Source organism: Janthinobacterium sp. 35 (genome assembly GCF_002754575.1).
Classification (GTDB): domain Bacteria; phylum Pseudomonadota; class Gammaproteobacteria; order Burkholderiales; family Burkholderiaceae_D; genus Janthinobacterium; species Janthinobacterium tructae.
In genome coordinates, this window is the sequence record NZ_PEFN01000001.1 from 5,417,377 (window position 1) to 5,442,602 (window position 25,226).

Genomic DNA, 25,226 nt, shown 5'->3' on the forward strand with positions numbered 1-25,226 from the left:
TTGCTTACGTGAGCGTGGTTTCCGGCAGGCTGATGCGGTTGCGGCCCAGGTGCTTGGCGCGGTACAGGGCGCAATCGGCCGTGTGGATCAGCTGCCCCGGTTGCGTACCGGGGCCGGGCAGGGCCGTGGCGGCGCCGATGCTGACGGTGACGCAGGCACCGTCGGAGCGCTTGCGCGGTAGTTGCAGCCGCTCCACGCGCTGGCGGATGCGTTCGGCCACGATGGCCGCGCCCTTGAGCGACTGGTTCGGCAGGATGACGGCAAATTCTTCGCCGCCATAGCGGGCCACCAGGTCGTTCGTGCGCATTTCGCTGGCCACGGCGCCGGCCACCTTGCGCAGGCACAGGTCGCCGCCCTGGTGGCCGTGGCTGTCGTTGTATTCCTTGAAATTATCGACATCGACCATGAGCAGCGACAGGGGCTGGCCCTGCCGCTGGGCGCGCTGCCATTCGGCCAGGATGGTGTCGTCGAAGCAGCGCCGGTTCCCCAGCCCCGTCAAGCCATCGCGCGTGGCCAGGCGTTGCAGTTCCACCTGCGCACGTTTTTCCTCCGTCATGTCGCGCAGGGTTTCCACCACGGCGATCAGTTCGCCGTGATTGCCATAGATGGGACTGGCATCGACGGCCAGGTAGCGGCGCCGCCCCGTGCGCGGCATGTCGCACCAGTTTTCCGCACACAGATTGCTGCCCGTGCTGCTGCGGTATTGCTGCTGTGCATGCAGTGCGCGCATGTCGCCGCCGCGTCCGGCCAGCAGCAGGTCGGCCAGGGTGGGGCGCTCGTCGTTGTAAAAGCAGCGGCCCGGCTCGCACGTGCCCAGTACTTCGGCCGCCGGCACGCCCGTCAGCTGCTCGCAGGCGCGGTTCCAGATCATCACCCGCCCATGCACATCGAGGACAAAGGTGGGCACCACCAGCAATTCCATCATCTTGACGGCGAAACCCTGGGCTTCGCCATACGGCGATACGCTGGCATGTGCGTGACTATCCGGCATGAATGCATCCTTCCTGGGCGTGAATGGGGGGAGCTGGTTCCTTGGCCATGATGCAGCGTGGAGTAGCGATGGTGTTGATGTAGAGCAATATTCTCAGTGATGGGCTATTGCTTCATCGTGGCGGCAGCCTGGCAGGGGCAGCGACAGGTGCAAGGTGGTGCCGGCGCCGCTGTGGCTGGCGATGTGCAGGCTGCCGCCGGCGGCGGCCACGCGCTCATGCATGCCGGACAGGCCGCAACCGAGGCGCGGCGGCGAACCGGTCAGTCCGACGCCGTCGTCGCTGATGCGGCAGGCGAGGGTGTCGCCCGTTTGTTGCAGGCACAGCTGGACATGCGTGGCGCGCGCATGGCGGGCGATATTGGCCAGCGCTTCCTGCAGCGCGTGGTAGAGCAGGGGGCCGTGCGCGCTGCCGGCGGCCGCGTCGAGCCGGTAATCGCAGCTGCAATCGATGCCCGTGCTGCGCTGGAAGTCTTCCAGCAAGCCGTCGCACGCCGCTTGCAAGCCGGCATCGAGGGCGGGCGGGCGCAGGTCGCGGATGACGCGGCGCAGCGCCGCGATGCTGAGGTCGACATTGCGCGCCATCACGGCCAGCTGCCGCGCCAGCTGGGGCGTCGCGCCATGCGTGCTGGCCTGCAGCATGGACAGGTCGATTTTCAGGGTTAGCAAATGCTGGCCCAGGTCGTCGTGGATATCGCGCCCGATGCGCAGGCGTTCCTGTTCGCGCGCCTTGCGCTGCGCGCTGGACAGGCGCGTCTGCTCGGCGTCGGCGCGCAGCTGTTCCAGCGCCCGCTGGCGCTGGAACAGCCGGTGCTGGCGCCACAGCAGCAGCGCCAGCGCAACGAGCAGGAGGGCGCAGACCATCAGCAGAGGGGAGGGGCGGCTGGCTTGCGGCATCGTCCCGGCCGCGTATCCGGCGTGCAAGGCGGCGAGTGCGGCGGCCGTCAGGCAGGCCAGAATGCTCAGGCGGTACGGCAGGCGTATCCAGCGTTGCAGCATGTCCTTGCTCCCTAAATGTTTTCCAGAAGGCAATGTTCTTACAGAAAATATATTAACTTTGGGTTATTTATATTGTCTAAACGCAAAAGCTGCGCAGTTATGCCTGCCCCTGTGGCTTTCTTGCCCGCTGGCACCGCGGCGCCAGGTGGCGGCCACGGCATTTGCACGGGAAGTATCGCGGCGGCATATAATAGAGGGTTGTCAATCGGCATTTGCGGTTCCGGCGCTGTGCGCGGGCATCGCTGCGATCGCCTTGCGCGATGACGCCAGCCAGCTCTTAGGAAATACAGTGACTTATAGCATCAAAGAGATTTTTTATACCCTGCAGGGCGAAGGTGCGCACGCGGGCCGTCCAGCCGTGTTTTGCCGCTTTTCCGGCTGCAACCTGTGGACGGGCCGCGAAAGCGACCGCGCCACGGCCGTGTGCCAGTTCTGCGACACGGATTTCGTCGGCACCGATGGCGAACTGGGCGGCAAGTTCAAGACGCCCGAGGAACTGGCCGCGCTGATCGACAGCCTGTGGCCGGCCAGCTACGCGCCGAGCAAATACGTGGTATTTACGGGCGGCGAGCCGCTGCTGCAACTGGACACGGCCCTGATCGACGCCATGCATGCGGTGGGTTTTACCATCGCCATCGAAACCAACGGCACCTTGCCCGTGCCGCCCGGCGTGGACTGGATCTGCGTCAGCCCGAAGATGGGTTCGACACTGGTCGTACACAAAGGCAATGAAATCAAGGTGGTCATTCCCCAGTTCCAGCAAGACCTGGCCGGCTACGAACAATTGGACTTCGAGAACTTCTTCGTGCAGGCGATGGACGGCCCCCTGGCCGCGCACAACATGCAACTGGCCATCGAGACGTGCAAAAGCAACCCGAAGTGGAAGCTGAGCCTGCAAACCCATAAACTCCTGCAAATCCCTTAACAAAACAATATGCTGACTATCACACGCAAGCTCGAATTCGACGCGGGCCACCGCATTCCCGACCACAAAAGCCAGTGCCGCAACCTGCACGGCCACCGCTACACGGTGGAAATCACGCTGGTCGGCAAGGTCATCGAAGCGGAAGGCAATTCCGACAACGGCATGATCATGGACTTTTCCGACGTGAAAACCCTGGCCAAGCAGCACCTGGTCGATGTCTGGGACCACGCCTTCCTCGTGTATGAAAAGGATACGGCCGTGCGCGACTTCCTGGCCAGCCTGCCCGACCATAAAACCGTCGTCATCGACCGCATCCCGACCGTGGAAAACCTGGCGCGCATCGCCTTCGAGATCCTGAAAGCGGCGTTTACCGACCACTTCGGCACCGGCTTGCACCTGCATAAACTGGTGCTGCATGAAACGCCGAATTGCTGGGCAGAAGTGACCGATGACTGAAGTGCGGGATAGCGCGCAGGACGCGCGCTACATGCAGCTGGCCCTGGAGCAGGCCCAGCACGCGTGGGACCTGGGTGAAGTGCCCGTCGGCGCCGTCGTCGTCAAGGATGGCGAAGTCATCGCCGTGGGCTACAACCAGCCCATCGGCCGTCACGACCCCACGGCACACGCGGAAGTGATGGCCTTGCGCGCGGCCGCTGAAAAGCTGGGCAACTACCGCTTGCCCGGCTGCGAACTGTACGTGACCCTGGAACCGTGCGTGATGTGCTCGGGCGCCATGCTGCATGCGCGCCTGGCGCGCGTGGTGTATGGCGCGGGCGACCCGAAGACGGGCGCCTGCGGTTCCGTGCTGAATCTGTTCGAGCAGCCGGCGCTGAATCACCAGACGGCGATCGTCGGCGGTGTGCTGGCCGACGAGTGCGGTGCCTTCCTCAAGCGTTTCTTTGTCGAGCGCCGCCGCGCGCAGTCGGAAGCGCGCAAACTGGCCAATCCGCCGGCCTGTTAGCCTGGTCTTGCCAGCCCTCCCGGCTGGCATTTTTACAACTGTTGCGAAATAACATCTGTCTAGACCACTTCGTCACTCTCAAATGAGAATGATTCGTGTTACAGTATTGTTTTCGCCAGCAAACTTCCCTTGCGCATCGTTATCGATCCGGGTTCAAGAGCCAGCCTTTACTCTTCGACCGGATCATCATGACTACAGTGCTTCTGCAGCGCTCCGCTGCGCCCGTCGTATCTCCCGTTCTTGCCCGCCGCCACAACCTGGTGCTGCGTGCCGCCTTGCTGGGCCTGTTCGCCGCACCGCTGCTGCCGGTTTGCGCGCAAAATGCCGCCATCAACGCGGGCACGGCGGCGCAGGAGCCGGCCAAGCTGCCCGTGTTTCCGGAAATCGTCGTCAACGCCAAGCAAGACTATGAACGCCGCGCCGGCACCAGGACGGTCGTCACGGCGGACGACCTGGAGCGTCGCAACGTGACGGACATGGCCGGTGTCGTGCGCTATCAGCCGTTGATCAGTACGCCAATGGCGGCCTCGGGTGGCGGCGGCATCTGGGATGGCGCGGGCAACACCGGCTACAACATCCGTGGCCTGGAAGGCAACCGCGTCAGCCTGGATGTTGATGGCATTTCCCTGCCGGATGCGGCGCCGAAGCCAGATGGCATGGCCCTCAATGCCTTCGGCACGGGCCGCGATTATTTCGATCCTGAAACGTTCCGCGAAGTGCGCATCGATTCGGGTACGACGGCCGCCAGCGGCGCCAATCCAGGCCTGGGCGGCGGCGTGGCTTTCATCACCAAGTCGCCCGAGGATTACCTGGGCGAGGGGCAAGATCATTATGTCGCCTATAAATACGGCCGCGCGACCGCCGACCGCAGCAATGCGCACACCCTGACGGGTGCCGCCAGGATCGGTACCAATCTGCAAGGCCTGGCCGTGTACGTGCACCGTGATGGCGAGCAGCTCGATAGCCGTGGCAGCGCGCCCGTCAACCCGGACGACTGGCATTCGAACGCCTTGCTGTCCAAGCTGGTATGGGCCTTGCCGGGCGAACAAAAGCTGGACTTGACGGTCGACATGTTCGAACGCAAGAACAAGCGTGATCTCAACAGTAAAGTCAGCGCCATGTACCCGGACGGCGTGCAGCAGGACTCTACCACCAAGCGTACCCGCGTCAGCCTGGGCCACGATGTGGCGCTGAAGGATTTCGCCCTGTTCGACCGCCTGACCTCGAAAGTGTATCTGCAGAACGCGAAGATCGACGACAAGAGCAAGGGACGCTATATCTACCGCGGCAACTTCCAGCGCGCCATCGACACCAGCTTCAAGAATGACAGCATCGGCCTGACCTCGGAAGCGTTCAAGCAGCTCAACGCCGACAACGCACTGCTGTATGGCGTGCAGCTGGAGCAGGGAAAATCGCGCCGTCCCTGGATGGAGGACCGTACGGCGGTCGCCACGGGCGCGCACCAGATCACGCGCAAGAACCGCATGGCCGACATGGACAGCACCAAGCTGGCGCTGTATGTGCGCGACGACTACAGTTTCAATGTGGCCGGCAAGAAGGCGGTCCTGACGCCGGGCTTGCGCGCCGACTACCACAAGAATGCGCCGAAAAACCTGCAAAACTATGTGACTGCCGTGCCGAATGCGGCCAAGGAAGTGCGCAAGGAAAGCGACAGCTATTTCACGCCGAGCCTGAGCCTGTCCGTGGAAGTACTGCCGCAAATCAATGCTTATGCCACCGTTACCCGCGGCACGCGCTTGCCGACGCCAGTCGAGCGCACGGGCACCTACGATTCCTTCAGCTACACGAGCACGAATGGCTATGCCATCCTGGGCAATGCCAATTTACGCAAGGAAACCAGCAAGGCCTACGAGCTGGGCTTGAAGGGCGACGTCGTCAAGGGCTTGAGCATGCACGCCTCCGTCTACCAGACGGAATACAAGGGCATGATCGAGTATGTGATGCAGGAAGATGACCCGGTGAACTACCCCACCATCACCCAGGGCTTGTACCGTCCGGAAAACATCGGCAATGCGCGCACCTGGGGCGCCGAGCTGACCCTGCGCGCGGAGCTGGGCGCCTGGGCGCCAGCCATGCAGGGTTACCACGTTGACCTGGCGACGGGCGTGGCCAAGGGCCGCTCCTTCAATACCCTGACGGGCGATAGCGGCGGCCTGGCCTCGGTGGCGCCCGCCAAGACGGCGCTGAGCGTCGGCTACGACCATGCAAACGAGCTGTTCGGCCTGGCCCTGACGGCCGTGCATGCGGGCGACAAACAGGCGCCGAACGACTTGCTGACGGGCACGACCGCGCCGCGCTTCAAGGTGCCGTCGTACACGATCTTTGACTTGTCGACCTACTGGAACGTGCACAAGAACGCGAAAATCATCGTCGGCGTGTACAACTTGACGGACCGCAAGTACTGGGATTACGCCGCCGCGCGCAGCCTGTCTGCCGGCACCACGGCCGCCAATCGCGCCGAGATCGAGCGCTACGCCAAGCCGGGCCGCAACGTCGCCGCCAGCCTCAGCGTCAACTATTGATTTTTACCGGGGAGGGGTACGTGCCCCTCTTTTTTTCCATGTTTGATTGAATGGTCTCTCTATGAAGTTATCCAAACTCGTTCTATCCCTGCTAGGCAGCCTGCTGATTGCAAACGCAAGCGCGGCCCCAGCCACCCTGGCGGAACGCTGGTCCACCTTGCGCACCGAACAGCCGAAGCTGCAGATCCGCGACGCGGCGCGCGCGCTGGGCGCGTCGGAAGCGCAATTGCTGGCAACCAACATCGGCAAGGGCGTCACGCGCCTGCAGGCCGACGGCAACCAGCCGCGCGAAATCATGCGCGCCGCGCTGGACCTGGGCCTGGTGCAAGCGATCACGCGCAATGAAAACGGCGTCATCGAAACGACGGGCGTCGCCAGCAAGTTCAAGCAGGCGGGCGACAAGTCCGAGCAGGCCGACACCAAGGACCCGGAAACGCAAGCGCGCCAGCGCAATATCGCTGGCGGCTATCTGGGCGGCCAGATCGACCTGCGTTTCCACTTTGAAAACTGGAAATATGCATTTGCTGTGGAGCAAGCGGGCCGCGACGGCAAGCCCACGCGCAGCCTGCAATTTTTTGACGCCAACGGCACGGCCGTGCACAAAATCTACCTGCGCAACGAGCCGGGCGTGGCCGTCTACGATAAATTGGTGGCAACTTTCCGCCTGCCCCAGCAAAGCGCGGAATTGAACGTGCTGGCCGTGGCGCCAAAGGCGGCGGAAAAGCCGGACAGTGAAATCGATGTCAAGGAATTCCAGCTGGCCTGGAAAGACATGACGGACGTACACCAATTTGCGCAAATCATGCGCGAATTCCATCTGACGCGCGAACAGGCGCTGCGCCTGGCGCCGGCCGGCGTGGTCGAGCGCGTGACGCCGCAAGCGCTGCGCACCCTGCTGGAAAACGCGGCCAAGGACAAGGTCGCCATCATGGTGTTCCTGGGCAATGACGGCTTGACGCAGATCTACAGCGGCAAGATCGAAAAAACCATGGCCGCCGGCGGCTTCTTCAACGTGCTGGACCCGGATTTTAATTTGCACATCCGCGACACGGCCCTGCGCAGCGGCTGGGTCGTCAAGCGCGGCGGCGTCACCTCGGTCGAGTTCTTCGACAACGATGGCACGCAAGTGGTCTCCTTCTTCGGCGTGCGCGAACGGGGCAAACCGCAGCCGCAAGCGTGGGTGGATCTGGCCGATTCCTTGCCTAAGGCCAAGTAAGTAGCGGCACCGTTGCCGCGCGCCGTACCGGCGCGGCAACACTTCAGTTTGGGTGCCGCGTGCCGGTCTCATGTCTGAAGCACAATAGTGGTATGCTGAGTCCAAGGCCGCAGCGATCGTGCCTGCGTGCTGGTTCCTGAAGAGAGGCAATCATGGCAACCATCATGGCGAACGGCCTCAACATAGCTTATGAAAGCCACGGCGACCCCAACGATCCGTGCGTGCTGCTGGTCATGGGCCTGGGCATGCAACTGATCGCCTGGCCGGCGGACTTCGTCGAAGGCATCGTCGAGCAAGGTTTTCGGGTTGTGCGTTTCGACAACCGCGACAGCGGCCTGTCGAGCAAGATGGCGCTCGCGGGTAAACCGTATCTGCCGCTGGCCTACGTGAAAAACCTCATCGGCTGGCCCCTGAAAACTTCCTACACCCTGAATGACATGGCGGACGATGCGCTGGGCTTGCTGACGGCCCTGCGTATTGCTCAGGCGCATGTGATCGGCGTGTCGATGGGCGGCATGATCGCGCAAGTGATGGCGGCGCGTGCGCCGCAGCAGGTGCTCAGCCTGACTTCCATCATGTCGAGCAGCGGCCGGCGCGGCTTGCCCGGCCCCACGCGGGCGGCGCGCAATGCGTTATTGCAACGTCCGAAACGCAATGCCAGCCGCGCCGAACTGATGGCGCACATGGCGGCCACCGTGCGCGTCATCGGCAGCCCCGCCTATCCCGTCTCGGAAAGACTGCTGTACCAGCGCATCGACGCGGCGCTGCAGCGGGGCAGTTGCCCCGACGGCGTGGCGCGGCAAATGGTGGCGATTGCCGCCTCGGGCGAACGCACGGCGCTGTTGCCAAGCATCAGCTGTCCGGCGCTGGTGATCCATGGCGCGGCCGACCCCTTGATCCCTGTCGCCTGCGGCATCGATACGGCGGCGCTGATTTCGGGCGCCCGGCTGGAAGTGATCGAAGGCATGGGACACGACATGCCGCCCCAGCTGATCGAGCGCCTGCTCGCCTTGATCGATGTGCATCTGCAAGGTAAGATGGTGCCCCAGATGCGCTCCCAGCCAGCTTGAAAAGTTACTTGGCGCGCCGACCATTTTTGAAGGCACGGGCATTTTGAAAACACCTGAGATTGGCATCGCCATCGTGGCGCCGGGCGGTTGCGCGCCCGATGACGCGGCCGTGGCGCGCGGCATCGCCCGCTTGCAGGCGCAAGGCGCCACCGTCCACAATTACTACGACCCCGAGCACACCTTCCAGCGATTCGGCGGCACGGATGCGGGCCGGCTGGCGCAGCTGAACGCGGCAGCGGCCGACCCGGACGTGCAGGTGGTGCTCGCCTTGCGCGGCAGCTACGGCCTCAGCCGCATCCTGCCCGACATCGACTTTAGCACCATGGCGGCCAGCCGCAAACTGTTTGTCGGCTACAGCGACTTCACGGCCTTCCACATGGGCTTGCTGGCCAAGACGGGCCGCGCCAGCTTTGCCGGCCCCATGCTCTGCGACGATTTTACGCGCGATGAAACGGAACAGTTTACGCTCGACCAGCTGTGGTCATGCCTGGCGGGACCCACGCACATGGTCACGGGCGTGTCTGCTGGCAATCCGCAGGTCGACGCGGTGGGCACCTTGTGGGGCGGCAACCTGGCCATGCTGGTTCACTTGCTGGGCACGCCATATTTCCCGGAAATCGATGGCGGCATTTTGTTCCTGGAAGACGTCAACGAACACCCGTACCGGGTCGAGCGCATGCTGCTGCAATTGCTGTACGCGGGTGTGCTCCAGCGCCAGAACGCGATCGTGCTCGGTGATTTTTCCAGCTATAAACTGAGTCCCATGGACAAGGGCTACGATTTCGATGCGATGCTGGCGTATGTGCGCCAGCGCTTGCCCGTGCCCGTGCTGACGGGGCTGGAATTCGGCCACATCCGCCGCCGTGTCACCTTGCCGTTCGGCGGCCAGGCGCGCCTGCAATCGGATGCGTCCGGCTTCAGCCTGCAGGTCACCGATTACCCGACTCTGGCGCGGCCCTGAACTCACTGAGCGCCAAGCCCGGCAGGCTGCTGCAGCTCGACGTGCTGCGCGGCAGCGCCGTGTTTGGCATCTTGCTGGTGAATATCTGGGGCTTTGCCTGGGGCACGCTTTCCTTGCGTTACGGCACCTTGCCGGCGCAGCCGCCCGTGCTGGACCAGCTGGTCATTTTTTTGGTCGCGGCGCTGGCGCAATTCAAGTTCTATCCCATCTTTGCGTTTCTGTTTGGCGCCGGCTTTGCCTTGCAGACACGTTCCCTGCAGCGCCAGCTGGGCAGCTGGGAGCAGGCGCAAGCGGCCTACCGGCGCCGCCTGCGCTGGCTGCTGGTGTTTGGCCTGTTGCACGGTTTCCTCATCTGGAGCGGCGACGTGCTGACCTCGTATGCGGTGGCCGGCATGCTGGTCCTGCCGCTGGCGTCGGCCAGGCTCAGCCGCGTGCGCAACCGCGCCTGGCTGGTGGCGGCCGGCTTCCTGCTGTTCATGTGCCTCTTGATTCCCGTGGGCCAGCAGGGCGGTGCGCCGGACATCGCGCGCGACCTGCACAGTTTTGCGGAGCGTTACGCCACCTACACGCAAGGCGGCGCGTGGGATGTGGCCAGGCTGCGCGCCAACGATTTTCTCGTCTCGCTGCTGTATGCCATCGTCATGCTGCCGCATATCATCGTGCTGTTTTTGCTGGGCATCTTGTCCGTGCGCTGCGGCTGGCTGACGCAGCCGCGGCGCCACCAGCGGCTGTGGCGGCGCGTGTGCGCCGTAGGGCTGGGCCTGGGCTTGCCATTCAACCTGCTGGCGGCGGGCGCCATCGCGTGGGAGGTTGCTGATCCGTATCAAACCGTGCTGGACGCGGCCCTGTTCGAAGTGGGCCTGTTCGCCGGCGGCCCCGTGCTGGCAGCCGGCTACGTGGCCTCGCTGATGCTGGCCGGTCCCTTCATGCTGCGCTGGCTGGGCGCCTGGCTGGCGCCCGTGGGACGCATGGCGCTGAGCAATTATTTGCTGCAATCCGTGATCGGCACCTGGCTGTTGCAGGGGCCGGGCATGGGCTGGGGCGCGCGTTTGCGTCCGGCCGAGATGCTGGGCCTGGCGCTAGCGATCATGGCGGGGCAGGTGGTACTCAGCCGCTACTGGCTGCGCCATTTCAGGCAGGGTCCCATGGAAGCGCTGTGGCGTCGCCTGGCGCGCCTGCCTTAATCCGTTCACCAGTCAAACGCGCCTTGCACCGGAGGCGGTGAGGCTGCCTTAGGTTTGGCAGAGGGCACGAGCGGGTTGTCGACGGCATGCCATTCGAACAGTTCCACGTCGAGCATGCAGCTGCGCGCCAGGTGCAGTGCTTGCTCGGGGGGAAGCTCGGGGGCCAGCCAGCGCTGCGCGTCTTCCAGGCCGACGGCCACGGGGCGGCGGTCGTGGATGTCGACCATGCCACCGAGGCTGTCGGCCGTCACCAGCACGAAACCCGCTTCTTCGCGGTTGTGCTTGTAGGGGCCGAACTGGGCCAGGGCCAGCAGGAACAGGGGCGTGCGGTCGCGGCGGTGGATATGCCACGGCTGCTTCGTGCCTTTTTCTCCCGTCCATTCATACCAGCCGGACACGCAGACGATGCCGCGCCCAGCGCGCAGCAAGGGTTTCCAGTAGGCGCCAGCGAGTTTTTCCAGGCGCGCATTGATGGCGATGGGGATTTTCTTCTTGCCGGGCGCGGGCACGGCCTGTGCGGCCCAGGCAGGACGGTAACCCCAGAACACATCGTCGACCCGGCGCACGCCGTCCTCGATATGCAGCACGGGCCGGTAGGTGCCGGGCGAGACGTTCAGGTGCGGTTCGGCCTCGCTGTCGAACACCACGTCGGTCCAGCCGAAGGACGACGCCAGCACGCGCGCCGTGTCATTTTGATCGAATCGTCCACACATGGTGAAATCATACCTGATCGCCATGGCGCGCGCGCGCCATGGCACGCGTGTGTGGGTGTGGGCCAGCGTACAGACTGCGGACGGCATATGGCGCACAGTGGAAGCGAGTCAGGTGGCTGACGCTTCTTGCATCGGAGGAATTATGTCGTTTGAAAATCCCACCATCCACAAAGGTTTTACCATCAGCGCCACGGCTTGCCAGCGCCGCGATGGCCGGTGGGTCGGCTCGTATGTCAGCCAGAACCAGGCGCGCGGCGCGTATGCGGATACCTGCGACTACGACGATTGCAGCAATGAAAAAGAGGCGCAGCAACTGGCGCTGTCCGTCGGCTGGCGCCTGGCCGATGGCATGCAGGCACGTTGAGCTGCGCGCCGCGTCAGCGTTGGCGCCGCAAGGCCAGCAGCAGGCCTGCGCACGGGAACAGCAGGGCCGTGCCCAGACGCACGGAGGTCAGCGAAGCGGCCTGCGCGCCCAGAACATGCGGCAAGGCCAGCAGTAACAGCGGCGGCGGCACGGCGATGGCAAAGAAAAACAGGTACCACGAGTAGCCATTCTTCTTGGCCAGCAAGGCAATCAGCGCGCAGCCGATCAGGAAGACCAGCGGTAGATTCACAAGTTCCATGGTGTTGAGTTTTCATGCGGGAAAGCGCGTCATTATACGCGCCGCCCTCGGTGAGCGGATGGGCGTGCCAGCGTCAGTTGCCGACGCAATCCGGCGGCTGCGGCGCCTGCCTGTTCTCCGCCGGCGCATCGGCCGGCAGCAACGCCTTGATGGCGCCGTTATAGATAAGTTCCTGGGCGTACGCCGATGCCTCGATCAAGGCCGCATGCGCGGACTTGAAGCTGCTGGGCGTTTCTATCAGTACGGGCTTGGCATACACCTGCTGTGTATCGCCGCGCTTGCTGATCAAAATCATGCCCCGATAGCGGCCATCCTTCTCCAGCGCCCCCGTCACATGAAATTCATAACCTCTGATCTGGTGCTTTTGTTGCTGATCCATGTCTCCCGCCTCCAGACCTGATTGTCCCGGCTTTGGACCATCAATTCGATTGGGTTAGCTGAGTGTTTGATCTAAGTCAATACGTTCACTGAAGAGCTTAACGAATGTATCGACGCTTGCTGCAAGCGTAGCCAGCGGAGGGGATGTGCGGCTAATAAGCGCAACCGTACATGAGTACGGTGAGCATCGCAGGCCGCAAAGCCCCCCGCGCAGTAGCTTGCGGCAGCCGTCATCACCCCGCGCGAATGGCGCGGATCTGCTGGGCCGTTTCTTCGATTTCCCGATACGCTTCCTGGACATAACCATTGATCGGGTGCCCGTCCATCCACTCGAAATACGCGCGCTCGTCGTGCTTGATGGCAAAGGGGACATGGTGGTCGCGGATCGACACGGCCGTTTCGCGCACCAGCGCGGCAAAAAGCAGCTCCAGAGTTTCCATGGTGTTCACCTTGCGAGACAGGAATGCAGAGCATTCAATGTAGCACAAAGCGCGCCGCCGGCCACGCCGGCGGCTGTGGCGTGCGCGCACTTTGGTCGGCCCATCGTCAGGCCGGATGGCCGATATGCTCGTATAAAATCACGCAGCCGATGATGATCAGCACCAGGCCGCCCACCAGTTCGGCGCGCCGGCCCGCCACCGTGCCCAGCACGCGGCCCAGCATCACGCCCAGGGTCACCATGACGAAGGTGGAAAAGCCGATGGCGGCGGCCGTGACGACGATGTTGGCGCCCAGCAAGGCCAGGCCCGCGCCCACCACCATGGCGTCGATGCTGGTGGCCAGGCCCGTGACGGCCAGCACCCAGAACGAGTGCGACTGGGCCGGCGCTTCGTCCTCGTCGGCGTCGGACAGGGCATTGCGTATCATCAACAGGCCGATGATGCCCAGCAGGCTGAAGGCGATCCAGTGGTCCCACGCTTCCACGTAGGGCGCGGCCACGCTGCCCAGGGCCCAGCCGATGATGGGCGTGATGGCTTCGATGACGCCAAAGATCAGGCCCGTGCGCAGCGCCTCGCGCCATTGCGGCTTGTGCAGGGCGGCGCCCTTGCCCACGGCGGCCGCGAAGGCATCGGTGGACATGGCAAGGGAGAGGGCGGCGGTGGCGGCGAAATTCATCGTTGGCTTTCTGTAAAACCTGGCTGGGATGTGTGTATAAACTGGAAACCCGGCGATTTTACCCCAGGTACAGCACCACCAAGGAGGCCAGCAGGCAATACGCGCCAAAGAAATGCCAGCGCCCCTGTTCCAGCCAGCGCGACAGCCAGCGCAGGGCCAGCAAGCCGGCCAGGAACGAGAGCAGCATGCCCAGCAGGCTGGGACCGAGCAGGTGCAGCAGGCTGTTGCCGTGTTCCAGATGGTCCAGGCTGCCATTTGCCACGGCCTGGTAAAAGCGCCAGCCTTCCTTGGCCAGCACGGCCGGCGTCAGCACCACGGCCAGGGCAAAGCTGAATTCTTCCGCGCGGCGTTGCGGCACGCCCATGGCGATACCTGCCGAAATGGTGGCGCCCGAGCGGGAAAAACCCCGGAAGGGCAGGCACAGGCCTTGCACGGCGCCCATCAGCATGGCCTTGCCGATGGACAAGGTGCCATGCTGGCGCGCTTGCAGGCGCGACGACACGATGATCAGCACGCCAGCGGCGGCCAGCGCGGCGGCCATCAGTTTCGCGTTGCCGAACAGGTGCTCGATTTCAAAGCCGGGCGCATCCTTGTTCATGACGTGCGTAATCGCTTTCAGCAAGCCGAAGCCGACGATGCCCGTCAGCGCCGTGGCGGCCGCGAGCAGCAGCACATTGCTGCGCAAGGCGCTGGTCGAACTGAAATACGTGGCGCGCCAGGATGCCCCAAAATACACGATGACGGCGAACATGGTGCCGGTGTGCAGCATCACCAGCAGCATGGTCAGCTCGGGCGATGTGGGGTCCAGGCCCATCCATTTTTCCGCCATGATGACGTGGGCGGAGCTGGACACGGGCAGCAGTTCGGCGAAGCCCTGGACGATGGAAAGAATCAATAATTGCAGAAAACTCATGGGGACGGGACTTGGGCGGGGGAAGATGGGCCGCCGATTTTACCCGCCAGTGGCGGCGGGCACGCCCCGCGCCAGATTACAGTTTGTCCATGTTTTATTGGCTGACCGGCAACTGTGGCTTGAGCACGGCGCGGAACGCTTTCAAGGCGGCCGGATGGTAGATGGTGCCATGGGTTTCTTCCGGCATTTTTTCCAGATGCCATTGCAAGCCCGGCGGCGCCTGTTTTTCCAGCACCTGGGACAGGCGCTGCACTTCGACGGCGATGCCCGCTTCGCTGCTGGACGCCAGGTACAGGCTGCGCTTGCCCGGCTTGCCCTTGGCCAGCAGGGTTGCCGCCTGGCGCGGCAGGGCGCCATGGTTCCACCACAGGCTGGGGTCGAACGCCAGGTAATGGTCGAACATCTGCGGTTCCAGCAGATACGTTTCCACCACGAACAGGCCCGCCAGCGATTCGCCAACGATGGCCGTTTCGCCTGTCGTGCGGTAGCGCCGTCTGACTTCCGGCATCAGTTCATCGCGGATGAAGGCCCGGTAGGCTGGCGAGCCGCCCACCACGGGGGCGATCTTGCGGTCTTCGGCATTGTCCGTCGGGCCCGTCAAGTCGCGCCGGCGCTGCGTGTTTTGCATGCCGACCAGCATGAAGGGGCGCATCGTGCCATTCGCTACCGACACTTGCAGCAAGCCCGCCACGTGCAAAAAATCTTCCGCCACTCCGCCGTCCGGCATGTACAGCACGGGCAGCGGCGCATCGGGCGGCGTATCCCAGGCGCGCGCCTGGTAGACATTAATATGGCGCTGTTCCTGCAGCGCCTGCGAATCGATACTGAAACTTTCGCCGATGACCAGCGGGGTGGCCGCGCTGGAAGTAGCCGTAGCGGCGGGCGTGGCATGGGCGAGGTGGAAGGGGCTGGACAGCAGCAGGGCGGCGGTGAGGTGCAGGGCAAGGCAAGAGCGGCGCATGTTTTTCCGTGATAAAGGATAAGTAAGTCGGATCGATGGCAGGTACGTGTATGGACATGCCATCAAACAATTTTATCTTATCCTTGATGCAGTCTTATTTGATCGTCAAGAGTTCCCGTTCAAGCACGACGCCCGCCTTGTCGAGCGTGTAGGCGACCAGCAGGGCGCCATCGTCGGCGCAGGCATGGCAGCTCTTCAGGGGCGTGGAAAACAGCAGGCGCTGGCCGCCATCATCGGTGGCCGTGCTGCCAATAAAGTCGGCGGGAGCAAACGGCACGGCGTCCGGGTGGGCGGCGGCAAACGCGCGCCAGGCCGCAGTGGCGCTGTCTTCCTCGCGCACGGCGTCCTCGTCGACGTCGATGGCGGCGCCATCGCTGCCGATCAGCAAGCTGCCTTCATTCGTGTTGGCGCGGAAAGGGTAGGTGACGGTGGCCAGGGCCGCCTTGCCCAGCGGGCGCCAGGCGGAGATGAAGCCCGCCTTGTTCGCCTTCACCAGCATCCTGGCGGCGGCGATGGCTTGCGGGCGCGCGCCGGAGCGCTGCATGGTGCGCAGCAGGCAGACGTCGGGCGCAGTTTGGGATTGTTCGCTGCGGCAGGCCGACAGCGAGCGTTCCTGCCACACGGCGCGCGCGTCGATAGGGCCTGTTGGCTGCGATTGGGCGTGGACCGCCTGCATGGTGGCCAGGGCGGAGAAAACAAGTATGGCGCAGCCGGCTGCATGGCGGGAAAAGCGTGTGGGCATGGGGAGTCCTTTGAGTGCGGGAAACAATGTATCGTCACCGATTATAGAAGGAGGGCTGTGTCCGCCTGCGCACCGCAGACCCGTTCAGCGCTTCTTTGCCGCCGCCTGGCGCAGGGCCTTCGCTTCCAGCTTGTTGGGCAGGTGCGGGCGCGTGGCCAGCTCCGCCTTGACGGCGGCGATGGCGGCGCCGAACTGCTGTTCGGCCTGCGCCGGGCTGGCACCCGCATAATCCTGCTGATTGGATTGCGCGGCACGCAGTCGGCGCAGCAGCGCCAGCAATTGCCTGCCGTGCAGGGCAGGCAAGTCTTGCGCCAGCGCTTGCTTGACCACCGCGCCTTCCACATGGTCGGGGTCGAGCAGGCGCAGCAAGGCCAGGCCTGCGAGCTGTGGTACCGGAGTCAATTTGTTCATCCGGCCATTTTAAACGACGCCAGGATTACAGGTAATCCCAGATTTCATCGAAGGTTTCGCGCGCGAAATCGTTGCGCCAGGCTTCCGAATTCTTTTCGCGGCTGACGGCAAACACGGCGCGCCACGTCTGCTTCGGCGAACTGGTATAGGTGGCGGCGATCTTTTGCAGGTCGGCCTTGCATTGTTCGACCTTGCAGCCGCTCTTCGCCAGTTGCTGGGCAGCCGCCGCCCATGCCACGGGCACATTGACGACCTGGCATTCGAAGCTGACGGCAGTCGTCTGCATGCCGTTTTCCACGGTGACCGGGTCCGCCTTGGTGGCTTGGCAGGCGGCGCCATTCTTCGCAGCGATGACGTTGGCGGCCAGCAATTCGGCGGCCGGCGTCAAGGCCGCACGCATGGGGGCCGGGAACAGGTCGGCGATCAGCTTGCCCGTTTCCGTTGGAAACTTGGCGTCCGCTTCCTTCAAGCCGCTGTACGACGCGTATTCGGCACTTTGATGCCCAGCCAGGCGCGTGGGGCGCAGGTAGGCGTTGAGTTTGGCGACGCTGGCTTCATCCTGGTTGATGATGGTCTTGATGTACAGATTGGCGACGTCCAGCGGCGCCAGTTCCACGGCGTCTGCGGCAATGGCGGGCTGCGTCAGCGCCACGGCGGCGGCAAAGGCGGCTGCCAGCAGGGCAGCGCGTGATGTTGCTTGTGTTTGTTGCATGTATTTTCTCCACGATTCAATGTCAGGCGCCAAAAGATGCTTTATAGAAACTATGGCGCCCGCATTATAAATGGTGAAAGTCATAACGTTGCGCACGGAACGTTGCACACCTCACGCGTCGGTCTTGCTCGCCGCTGCCAGCAAGGCCAGCAGCAGCTCCTTGCGCCGGCCGTCCGCCTTGCGCGCCAGGGTGGCCAGTTTTTCCAGTTTGCCCCAGACCGGATACAGCATGTGCTCGATCAGATAGCCTTCCAGCCCTTGCAGTTGCTGGCAGAACAGTTCCAGCTTCTCCACCTCGTCCAGTTCCGCCTGGATTTTCACCTTGGCGTTATCCGTGCAGGCGCGCAGACATGCGGCCAGCACGGGGGCGGATTCGCGCGTCACGCCATGCTTTTCAGCAAAAGCCGCCGTGAACTGGTCCTGCACGCACTGGTGTTCCTCGTCGACGTTGGCCATGTAGTGCTGCACCAGGGGGAAGTAGCGCGCATCGAGCAAACCCAGGCCGAACGTGGCATAGCTGCCGGGCATGCAATTCTTTTCGCCTTCCGTGTCGGCATAGAATTCGAATTGCTCGATGGCGGCGCGCGCATACGCTTCCAGTTGCGGCTGCAGGGCGGGATAGGCGAGGGCGTTGGCGAAGAAACGGTGCGTGTCGGATTTCGCCAGTCCCTTGATGGGCAGATATTCCTTGGTCTTGGCCTTGAGCTTGATCTGGTAGCTTTTCGGAAAACCGTTTTGCAGCAAATGCGTGACGAACGCCAGCGCCTGCGCATACGCGTCTGGCTCTTCCCGGGCAATCGTGATGCTGATCGTGGCAAACACATCGTTGGCGCGGCATTCCAGCAGCGCATTTTTCAGGTGGATGTCGGCATCGGGGAAGGTGCCGCTGCCTTCCTGCAGCATGCGCACGGCCCGTTCGCTGCCCAGTTCGCGCGCGATTTCCAGGAATTTCAAGCCCTTGGATTTGGCGTAGCTGGCGTCGTGGCGCAAGATCATCACGGCGCCATACAGCAGCAGGTCGATCGGCTGCAGTGTCTGTGCATCGGGCGCCGCGCCCGCTTTCAGCGTGTATTCGGTGGCGCGGTAGGCAGACAGCGCGCGGTCATAAAATTGCGGCAGGAAAACGTTCTCCGCCCATTGCGTGATGGCGCGGATGATGTCGGCGCGGTGCTTGGCCAAGGCCTCCGGCTGGCTCTTGTTCAAGGCCTGGATACGTTCGTATTGCGCGATGCTCCAGGCCACGTCGAGTTGCGGGAACAGCTGCGGGTCGAGCAGGTGGCGTGCCAGGAAGAACGTTTCCAGCGGTTTCGTCGGATGCTTGCCATGCGTGAGCTTTTGTCCGATGTACGCGTGTATGTTTTCCAGCAAGGCCTGGCGTTTATCCTCGTTGACGTAGTCCAGCAACGTCAGGTGCAGTTTGCCCTGCGCCGTCTGGAACTTGCCACGGCAGGTGAAGCGGTAGTCGATCATCGGCGTGTCCACCAGCGGCGCCAGGCGGGCCTGTACCACGGCCGTCAGTTGTGGCACGACACCCTCGCGCATTTGCGCATCGTCAAGGCGCTCCGCCGTGCTGGGGCGCGCGTCGTCGTCGAAGCCCAGGTCGAGATCGTCGGCGATCGCGCGCCCTGGCTTGTAGTCGAGCAGCAAGTCATTGAAGATACCCGCTTGCAAGGTCGTGCGCTTGACGGATTGCTCCAGATCCGTGCGCTGCAGGCGCTCATCGAACCAGGCGTGGATGGCCGCCGTCATTTCCTGTGTTACCAGCTCTACCAGAGTACTCATCAGTGTCGTCGTCTTTCCTTGCGCGTGACAGCGCCACCGGCTGCCGTCACGGTCATGTTTAATGTAAGGCGCTATTTTAGGTGGCCGGGCCGGGCTGCAACAAGAGCCGCACGGGCGTCAGGACGGGGCAGTGAGAAAGCGCACGTCGATATCCTCTGATTGCGGCCCCACGGTAATCGTGGTGTGCCAGCCTGACGGCTTGTCGTTGCCATCAAACAAGGCGATGCGCGTGTGGATGAACAGCACGGAATACACGCCCGATTTCATATCGCGGTTCAAGTCCCAGTGCATCAGTTCGATTGCTTCGCCCATGCGCGGCAGATGGGCACCCGTCGGCAGCAGGATGTTCTGGTTGATGAATTCCCGACTCGGGCCCGGTTCCTTGTGGCGCGGATCGATGTAGCGGAACGAAACACTGGTAACGATGTTTGGCATCTGGGGCACCTGCTTAGGTTATGTATGCGGTGACAATAGCACAGGGGGATGACCGATGCGTGTGCGCAAGTAAGTGTGTGTGTACGGTAGCAGACGGTGTTTGACGGGTCACCACGCTAGGCTGGCTTGTTCCTAATCTTTGAGATTGCCGAAAACGCCATGATGCATTTCTTCCTCGCGGAAAATCGCGCCTGTCCATGGCTGCGTCTTCATCATCGACTTGCCACGGCATGCCGCTGCTGCGGCCACCTTCGCCACATGAACAGGGGTGGCGGCGATGCCCTATGACATCCTGCGCGACAGTATCGCCCTCGAACCGGCGGGCGACGCCATCCGCTTTCATCTGACCGTCTTCGGCGTGGAAAAGACTTGCCGTATCAGCGTGACGGCATTGCGCAGCCTGGACCAGGGCCAGGGCGGCGACTGGCTGCTCATCTTTGACACCCACCGCCTGCGCATCGGCCAGCGCGCCTTCGCTTATCTGAGCCGCGATCTGCTGGTCAGTAGCGTGGTCTTGCGGGCGCTCGATTTTTAGCTGTTGCCCCGTGCCAGCCAGTCGCGCGGCGACAGCCTGGTGCTGGCGCGGAATGCGCGGGTGAAAGCCGGCTGGCTGGCATAGCCCACCTCCAGCGCGACATCCTGCACCAGCCAGCCTTGCTGGAGCAGCGCCTGGGCGCGCAGCATACGCTGGCCCGTCAGGTATTCGGCCGGCGGGCAACCGATGACCGCGTGGAACTGGCGCGCGAAGCGGCTGCGCGACATGCTGCACAGGGTCGCCAGCGATGCCACCGTCCAGTGGTGCCCGGGATGGTCGCGCATGGCCGTGATGGCGTTGGCGAGCGCGGCATCGGACGGGTCGAGCAGGCATGCGGCCGACATGAGATGGTTGGCCAGCGCATGGCGCAGCAGCTGGACGATCAGCACGTCGCACAGGCGGTTGAGCACCAGTTTCTGCCCCAGCCCGCCATGCTGCGCCTCGTCGGACAGCAGCTCGAGCAGGCCAGCCATCGCCGGCAGTTGTGCCAGCGGCACCTGCAGGCAGGCCGGCAGACTGTCGATCGCGGCCTCGCTGTCGCCCGCCAGATGCACGCTGGCGCATAACAGCTGCGCCGTGCCGGCGCCCGTATCCAGGCCATGCGTCTGCGGGCGCGGGTAGAGAATCAGCGTGGGCGCATCGACGTGCAGCCGGATGCCGTCTGCGTGGACGAAGGTCACCGGCCCTTTGCGCACCAGGTGCAGATGGCCCCTTCCCGGCTGCGCGGGAAAGTGCTTGTTGCCGCAAAACGTTCCCTGGAAGAAGGTGTCGGCTGAGAATCCAAAGCGCAGCAACAGGGCAGACAAGCGATCCATGGAAATTATAAAAAGACGATAAGATATAAATTGTATCCCATCAGCAACAAATGTTTCCTTTTTTATCGCTATGAGGGCGCCTTGATGTTTGTTCATACTGGAGTACGAAAATGGCATTGTCCAACTTGAAGATCGGCACCCGCCTGTATCTGGCCTTCGGCGCCGTCGTCGCCTTGCTGGCGATACTGGTCGCATCAGCGCAAGCGAATTTTTCCCGCTTGAGTGAAGCCAATGGACTGAATATCCATACGTACGAGGTCATGGGCGAGGCCAATGCCTTGCTCGAAAGTCTGATCAACATCGAGACCGGCGAGCGCGGCTTTGCCCTGACCGGCAAGGATAGCTCGCTGGAGCCGCTGGCAAGTGGCCAGCGCGGCTTTGCCGAGCACTTGCAAAAGATCCGCGCCTTGACTGCCGACAACCCTGCCCAGCTGGAGCGGCTGAAGGCATTGGAAGGTGCTCAACAGCAATGGCTGGCGACGGCCATCGATCCCGTGATCGCCTTGCGCCGCGCGGCGGCCGTCGACGGCAGCCTCGACGCCGTGGTGGCGGCGGAGCAGGCCGGCAAGGGCAAGGCAGCCATGGATGCGATGCGTATCTTGCTCGCCGACATAGGCAAGACGGAAAGTATGTTATTAGGGCAACGCAGCCAGGAAGCGGCTGCCTTGCAGTCGCGCACGACGTGGGTCTTGCTGGGCGGCGGGGCCATCGCCGCGCTGCTGGCGTGCATGCTGGCGATCTTGCTGACACGTAACATCACGCGCCCGCTGGTCGAGGCGGTGGCGGTGGCGCAGGGCGACCTGAGCAGCGATATCGTCGTGCGTTCGCACGATGAAACGGGCCAGCTGATGGCCGCCCTGCGCGACATGAACACGGCGCTGGTTGGCATCGTGGGCGAAGTGCGCGGCGGTACCGATACCATTGCCACTGCTTCAGCGCAGATCGCCGTCGGGACCATGGACTTGTCATCGCGCACGGAACAGCAGGCCAGTTCGCTGGAAGAAACGGCATCGTCGATGGAAGAGCTGACTGCGGCCGTCAAGCAGAATGCAGACAATGCGCTGGCGGCGCGCTCGCTGGCGTCGGCGGCGTCTGCCGTGGCCGTCAAGGGCGGCGCGGTGGTATCCGAGGTTGTGCAGACCATGGGTTCGATCAATGATTCCTCGCGCAAGATTGCCGACATCATCGGCGTGATCGACGGCATCGCCTTCCAGACGAATATCCTGGCCCTGAATGCCGCCGTGGAGGCTGCCCGCGCGGGCGAACAGGGACGCGGTTTTGCCGTTGTGGCCACGGAAGTGCGCAACCTGGCCCAGCGTTCGGCCAGCGCCGCCAAGGAAATCAAGGGCTTGATCGATGATTCGGTGGAGAAGGTGGGCGCGGGCAGCAAGCTGGTCGATCAGGCCGGTACCACCATGCGGGACGTGGTTGATAGCGTTCAGCGTCTGAGTGCCATCATCGGCGAGATCACGGATGCGAGCGAAGAGCAGCGCCTCGGCATCGAGCAGGTGAATGAAGCCATCAGCCAGATGGACCAGGTGACGCAGCAAAATGCGGCCCTGGTCGAAGAGGCGGCGGCAGCGGCCAATGCCATGCAGGATCAGGCGGCGCAGCTGTCGCACGCGGTGCAAGTGTTTCGCCTGAAGGAGGCGCCACCGGCCACGCAGACCGGCGCGGCACGGCTTGCCGGGCATCGGCCCCTGGCCTTGAGCATGCGCGGCTAGGCACCCGTAGCGTGGCGCCGCAGGCGGCGGCGCATGACATTTCCGCACAGATCGTCAAGTAAATGCAGGTATGGCTGGACGGAAATGTTACATCTGGGTATTCTGCGCATCTGATACTTATTTCTATACAGAAAAAAGTAAGAGGGCGGTTCGTGCTGGCGGCAATGCGGCTCGCACGGTCAGGCAAGGTCAGGCATGCAAAGGTGAAGTCGCCCGCTTGCTGAGCGAAACGATCGTGTTTCGGCTCGCGACGGGCAGGGAAACAGTGCTGTCATCTTTAAAATAGTAGGAGAGGTTGCTCATGGATGCAGAAAAGGATGTTGTGTACGGTACAGAAGATTTGTTGATGAGTTTGTGCAACTCGGTGGTTCGGGTGCTCAACGTTGCAACGCAAAGCAGAGTCAATTACTCAGGCATGGTACAGCGCATCACGAAGACCGGCCTGAAGCCGGACATCGGTTGCTTCGTGATGTTCGATGGTGGTTTCACGGGCCTGGTGGTGCTCAATTTTGCCGCCGATACGGCGATGGAAATCTACGAGCGCTACATGTTGCACATGGGTATGCCGAAGTCGGAACTGGCCAATTTCTACACATCGGATGAAGTGTCGAACATCATGGGCGAACTGATGAACCAGATCGTGGGCGACTTCACGGGCAAGGTGCGCCGCGAATTGCAAACGAACATCACGCAGAGCCAGCCGAAGATGCTGGTGCTGAACAAGCAGGTGATGCTCAGTGTTGACACGCCGCTGGACCGCCCGGAAATGCGCCGCGTCACCTTCTACACGGAAAAGAACAACATTTTCTATCTGGAACTGGCGATCGACCGTACCGAGTTCATCAAGCTGCACGATTTCGATTCGCGCGAAGTCGATGCCGACTCGCTGATGGATACGGAATACGCGAACCGAGAACGCGGCGCTGCCCCGGCGCCTGCAGTGGAACCGGAAGACGACGACAACGCCGACCTGCTCAAGTCGCTGGGCATGTAAGCAGCGGTGTCTGAACGTGGCCGGCGGCAGGTTTGCCGCCGGCCACTGCCGTTTACAGCCGACAAGGCTTTGCTCCGGGCTCGTCCCTGCAAGATCACTTTCCCTGTTGTTGTGGCAACGTCAATGTTTCCATGCGGCGCCTGCCGATCATGCCGCTCTGCTGGCTGTCATCGAGCGACCAGTACTCAAGCGCATACACATAACTGCCATCGATGATGGTCAGCGTTTCCTTCTGGCGGCCGTTGGGCGCCTTGTAATACAGGCGCCGCGCGGGCTTACCATCGACCGTCTGCTTGAATGACTGCGGCGAAATCGTGACGCGACTGCCTGTCTTGCCCGCCATCGACATCGCCGTGATCGTTACGTAGGCCCTGTCCGGGCAGCGCGCCAGCAAGTGCGCGCCGCTCAGTACGGTAGGGTAGGCCCGATCCAGCGGAAAGCCATAGGCTTGCACGCCGACGATATCCATGCATTCCATTTGCTGCGCCAGGGCCGTCAGCGCGGACGGGTCGAGCGCGCTGCTGAAGTGTTTTTCGGCGGCCTGCGCCTGTCCCAGTGCCCAGCGGCGCTCCAGTTCGGCCAGCGAAATGTCGCTGGGCACGGGCAGCGGCGCCGGGGCGTCCGGGTCGGCGGCGCTGGACGTTTCCGCTTGCATGCGCGAGGCAACAGAGTGGTTGCTCCCCGCTGTGCCATCGAGGGCGTGGGCGAATGCTGCGGCGCTGGCGAGGGCCATGGCCAGCGATAAGGCCGCGTGTTTCAGCATGAAATCTCCTGCAATTTGCTACAAGTGACAGGCATTGTGTCCCAGATTGCTTGCGCATGCGCGCACCTTGCTACCGTGCAGCCATCGCCGACGCAATCTCGATCGAACTCAGTTTCCAGCTCCACACGCCGTGGCGCAGCAAGACCAGTGCACCTTCCTGCGCATTGCCATCCTTGGCGCGCACGACGAAGGTGTTCACGCCGGCATAGCCTGCCGAATAGTCGGCCTTCTTCCGTGCGCCATCGGCCGGCGCATCTGCCGTGTCGCTTGCTTGCGGGCTGAGGGCGCTCTTGTTGACCAGCGCCACCACGCCTGCGGGCGAGACCATGGTGTCGACCATCTTGCCCAGCATGGCGCTGGCGATCGACTGACCCAGGGCGGCCAGCGGGTTGTCGCTGCCGGCTGTCGCCTCGATGCTGCGCGCCATGCTGGCCTCCAGCTGCGTCTTGACGCTGGCGCGCAGGGCGGGGAAGTCCACGTGTTCGGCCAGCGCGTCGGCATTGCGCTCGGCCAGGGCAGCCTTGATCTGGTGCAAGGCATAATACGGCGAAGCATAGGCGGTGGCGGCGATGGCGATGGCGGCCACGGCGGCGGCGATGGTGATTTTTCTCAAGGGATGCCTGCGAGGTAAAGAGTGGAAAACGGATGCCACGCAGGGTATCCGCAAAATGGAACTGCGGCAATGGTATTTTCTTGCCATCATCTGCCGCCTGTATTTCTCCGCATTTGCTCAGAGTGCGCTCGCCGGGCGACTATAGAGTG

The 25,226-nt window shown here is 63.1% G+C and carries 29 protein-coding genes; 12 read left to right on the forward strand and 17 right to left on the reverse strand.

Features of this window, described 5'->3' with window-relative positions; all coding sequences use genetic code 11:
• Positions 1-4: 4 nt before the first annotated feature.
• Together CLU93_RS24090 and CLU93_RS24095 are read right to left on the reverse strand one after the other, a co-directional pair.
• Positions 5-991 (reverse strand): sensor domain-containing diguanylate cyclase, encoded by a 987-nt coding sequence (locus CLU93_RS24090; protein WP_257225078.1) that lies wholly within the window; start codon positions 989-991, stop codon positions 5-7.
• A 93-nt stretch (positions 992-1,084) separates the two neighbouring features.
• Positions 1,085-1,987: a sensor histidine kinase gene (locus CLU93_RS24095; protein ID WP_099763644.1), complete on the reverse strand. Its 903-nt coding sequence runs from the start codon at positions 1,985-1,987 to the stop codon at positions 1,085-1,087.
• Positions 1,988-2,276: 289 nt separating this feature from the next.
• Between CLU93_RS24095 and queE the strand changes: the two genes are divergently transcribed.
• The 8 genes from queE to CLU93_RS24135 all read left to right on the forward strand — a co-directional run bounded on the left by queE (position 2,277) and on the right by CLU93_RS24135 (position 10,847).
• A complete protein-coding gene (gene queE / locus CLU93_RS24100) occupies positions 2,277-2,912 on the forward strand; it encodes a 7-carboxy-7-deazaguanine synthase (protein ID WP_099763645.1) in 636 nt (211 codons plus the stop codon).
• Positions 2,913-2,921: 9 nt separating this feature from the next.
• Entirely contained in the window at positions 2,922-3,368 is a 447-nt protein-coding gene (gene queD / locus CLU93_RS24105; protein ID WP_035819191.1) for a 6-carboxytetrahydropterin synthase QueD, read from the forward strand.
• Positions 3,361-3,873 (forward strand): tRNA adenosine(34) deaminase TadA, encoded by a 513-nt coding sequence (gene tadA / locus CLU93_RS24110; RefSeq protein WP_099763646.1) that lies wholly within the window; start codon positions 3,361-3,363, stop codon positions 3,871-3,873. Before queD ends, tadA begins: the two co-directional genes overlap by 8 nt.
• A gap of 188 nt (positions 3,874-4,061) precedes the next feature.
• The gene (locus tag CLU93_RS24115; RefSeq protein ID WP_099763647.1) at positions 4,062-6,416 is read left to right on the forward strand and encodes a TonB-dependent hemoglobin/transferrin/lactoferrin family receptor; all 2,355 of its coding nucleotides are present in this window, start codon (positions 4,062-4,064) and stop codon (positions 6,414-6,416) included.
• A 61-nt stretch (positions 6,417-6,477) separates the two neighbouring features.
• Positions 6,478-7,632 (forward strand): hemin-degrading factor, encoded by a 1,155-nt coding sequence (locus tag CLU93_RS24120; protein ID WP_099763648.1) that lies wholly within the window; start codon positions 6,478-6,480, stop codon positions 7,630-7,632.
• A gap of 152 nt (positions 7,633-7,784) precedes the next feature.
• Positions 7,785-8,702: an alpha/beta fold hydrolase gene (locus CLU93_RS24125; protein ID WP_099763649.1), complete on the forward strand. Its 918-nt coding sequence runs from the start codon at positions 7,785-7,787 to the stop codon at positions 8,700-8,702.
• A gap of 43 nt (positions 8,703-8,745) precedes the next feature.
• Positions 8,746-9,663 carry a muramoyltetrapeptide carboxypeptidase gene (ldcA, locus tag CLU93_RS24130; RefSeq protein WP_099763650.1) on the forward strand — a complete coding sequence of 306 codons (918 nt, stop codon included), beginning with the start codon at positions 8,746-8,748 and terminating at the stop codon, positions 9,661-9,663.
• A 41-nt stretch (positions 9,664-9,704) separates the two neighbouring features.
• Positions 9,705-10,847: a DUF418 domain-containing protein gene (locus tag CLU93_RS24135; RefSeq protein ID WP_257225079.1), complete on the forward strand. Its 1,143-nt coding sequence runs from the start codon at positions 9,705-9,707 to the stop codon at positions 10,845-10,847.
• Between the two features lie 5 nt (positions 10,848-10,852).
• Here the strand turns inward: CLU93_RS24135 and CLU93_RS24140 are convergent, their stop codons facing one another.
• On the reverse strand, positions 10,853-11,560 hold the full coding sequence (locus CLU93_RS24140) for an SOS response-associated peptidase (protein WP_099764583.1): 708 nt from the start codon (positions 11,558-11,560) through the stop codon (positions 10,853-10,855).
• 142 nt (positions 11,561-11,702) lie between these two features.
• Between CLU93_RS24140 and CLU93_RS24145 the strand changes: the two genes are divergently transcribed.
• Positions 11,703-11,924 (forward strand): hypothetical protein, encoded by a 222-nt coding sequence (locus tag CLU93_RS24145; protein ID WP_096235591.1) that lies wholly within the window; start codon positions 11,703-11,705, stop codon positions 11,922-11,924.
• Positions 11,925-11,937: 13 nt separating this feature from the next.
• Here CLU93_RS24145 and CLU93_RS24150 read toward each other — a convergent pair whose 3' ends face one another.
• From CLU93_RS24150 to CLU93_RS24200, 11 genes are all read right to left on the reverse strand, one after another.
• Positions 11,938-12,183: a hypothetical protein gene (locus CLU93_RS24150; protein ID WP_099763652.1), complete on the reverse strand. Its 246-nt coding sequence runs from the start codon at positions 12,181-12,183 to the stop codon at positions 11,938-11,940.
• A gap of 73 nt (positions 12,184-12,256) precedes the next feature.
• A complete protein-coding gene (locus CLU93_RS24155; RefSeq protein WP_099763653.1) occupies positions 12,257-12,562 on the reverse strand; it encodes a hypothetical protein in 306 nt (101 codons plus the stop codon).
• A 232-nt stretch (positions 12,563-12,794) separates the two neighbouring features.
• The gene (locus CLU93_RS24160) at positions 12,795-13,001 is read right to left on the reverse strand and encodes a hypothetical protein (RefSeq protein ID WP_096235588.1); all 207 of its coding nucleotides are present in this window, start codon (positions 12,999-13,001) and stop codon (positions 12,795-12,797) included.
• 106 nt (positions 13,002-13,107) lie between these two features.
• Complete coding sequence (gene mntP / locus CLU93_RS24165; protein WP_099763654.1) at positions 13,108-13,677, reverse strand: manganese efflux pump MntP; 570 nt, start codon at positions 13,675-13,677, stop codon at positions 13,108-13,110.
• A gap of 58 nt (positions 13,678-13,735) precedes the next feature.
• Positions 13,736-14,590 (reverse strand): undecaprenyl-diphosphate phosphatase, encoded by an 855-nt coding sequence (locus tag CLU93_RS24170; protein ID WP_099763655.1) that lies wholly within the window; start codon positions 14,588-14,590, stop codon positions 13,736-13,738.
• Positions 14,591-14,684: 94 nt separating this feature from the next.
• On the reverse strand, positions 14,685-15,551 hold the full coding sequence (locus tag CLU93_RS24175) for an alpha/beta hydrolase (protein WP_099763656.1): 867 nt from the start codon (positions 15,549-15,551) through the stop codon (positions 14,685-14,687).
• 94 nt (positions 15,552-15,645) lie between these two features.
• Complete coding sequence (locus tag CLU93_RS24180; protein WP_099763657.1) at positions 15,646-16,293, reverse strand: hypothetical protein; 648 nt, start codon at positions 16,291-16,293, stop codon at positions 15,646-15,648.
• An 84-nt stretch (positions 16,294-16,377) separates the two neighbouring features.
• Entirely contained in the window at positions 16,378-16,704 is a 327-nt protein-coding gene (locus CLU93_RS24185) for a hypothetical protein (RefSeq protein ID WP_099763658.1), read from the reverse strand.
• Positions 16,705-16,729: 25 nt separating this feature from the next.
• A complete protein-coding gene (locus tag CLU93_RS24190; RefSeq protein WP_099763659.1) occupies positions 16,730-17,416 on the reverse strand; it encodes a hypothetical protein in 687 nt (228 codons plus the stop codon).
• Positions 17,417-17,527: 111 nt separating this feature from the next.
• Positions 17,528-19,198: a DUF6138 family protein gene (locus CLU93_RS24195; protein WP_099763660.1), complete on the reverse strand. Its 1,671-nt coding sequence runs from the start codon at positions 19,196-19,198 to the stop codon at positions 17,528-17,530.
• Between the two features lie 117 nt (positions 19,199-19,315).
• A complete protein-coding gene (locus tag CLU93_RS24200; RefSeq protein WP_099763661.1) occupies positions 19,316-19,633 on the reverse strand; it encodes a hypothetical protein in 318 nt (105 codons plus the stop codon).
• Positions 19,634-19,910: 277 nt separating this feature from the next.
• Between CLU93_RS24200 and CLU93_RS24205 the strand changes: the two genes are divergently transcribed.
• Complete coding sequence (locus tag CLU93_RS24205) at positions 19,911-20,168, forward strand: DUF1488 family protein (protein WP_133250769.1); 258 nt, start codon at positions 19,911-19,913, stop codon at positions 20,166-20,168.
• Here the strand turns inward: CLU93_RS24205 and CLU93_RS27960 are convergent.
• Complete coding sequence (locus tag CLU93_RS27960) at positions 20,165-20,983, reverse strand: AraC family transcriptional regulator (RefSeq protein WP_180287929.1); 819 nt, start codon at positions 20,981-20,983, stop codon at positions 20,165-20,167. The two genes, CLU93_RS24205 and CLU93_RS27960, sit on opposite strands and share 4 nt — an antisense overlap.
• A 110-nt stretch (positions 20,984-21,093) precedes the next feature.
• Between CLU93_RS27960 and CLU93_RS24220 the strand changes: the two genes are divergently transcribed.
• Both CLU93_RS24220 and CLU93_RS24225 read left to right on the forward strand, forming a co-directional pair.
• Positions 21,094-22,707, forward strand: a complete 1,614-nt coding sequence (locus tag CLU93_RS24220; RefSeq protein WP_099763663.1) for a methyl-accepting chemotaxis protein — start codon at positions 21,094-21,096, stop codon at positions 22,705-22,707.
• A 301-nt stretch (positions 22,708-23,008) separates the two neighbouring features.
• Positions 23,009-23,701, forward strand: coding sequence for a DUF3334 family protein (locus tag CLU93_RS24225; RefSeq protein WP_099763664.1), 693 nt, complete (start codon positions 23,009-23,011; stop codon positions 23,699-23,701).
• A 94-nt stretch (positions 23,702-23,795) separates the two neighbouring features.
• On the opposite strand, the gene CLU93_RS24230 is transcribed toward CLU93_RS24225, so the two are convergent.
• Together CLU93_RS24230 and CLU93_RS24235 are read right to left on the reverse strand one after the other, a co-directional pair.
• Positions 23,796-24,464, reverse strand: a complete 669-nt coding sequence (locus CLU93_RS24230; RefSeq protein WP_099763665.1) for a hypothetical protein — start codon at positions 24,462-24,464, stop codon at positions 23,796-23,798.
• 70 nt (positions 24,465-24,534) lie between these two features.
• On the reverse strand, positions 24,535-25,077 hold the full coding sequence (locus CLU93_RS24235) for a DUF2939 domain-containing protein (protein ID WP_180287930.1): 543 nt from the start codon (positions 25,075-25,077) through the stop codon (positions 24,535-24,537).
• Positions 25,078-25,226 lie beyond the last annotated feature (149 nt).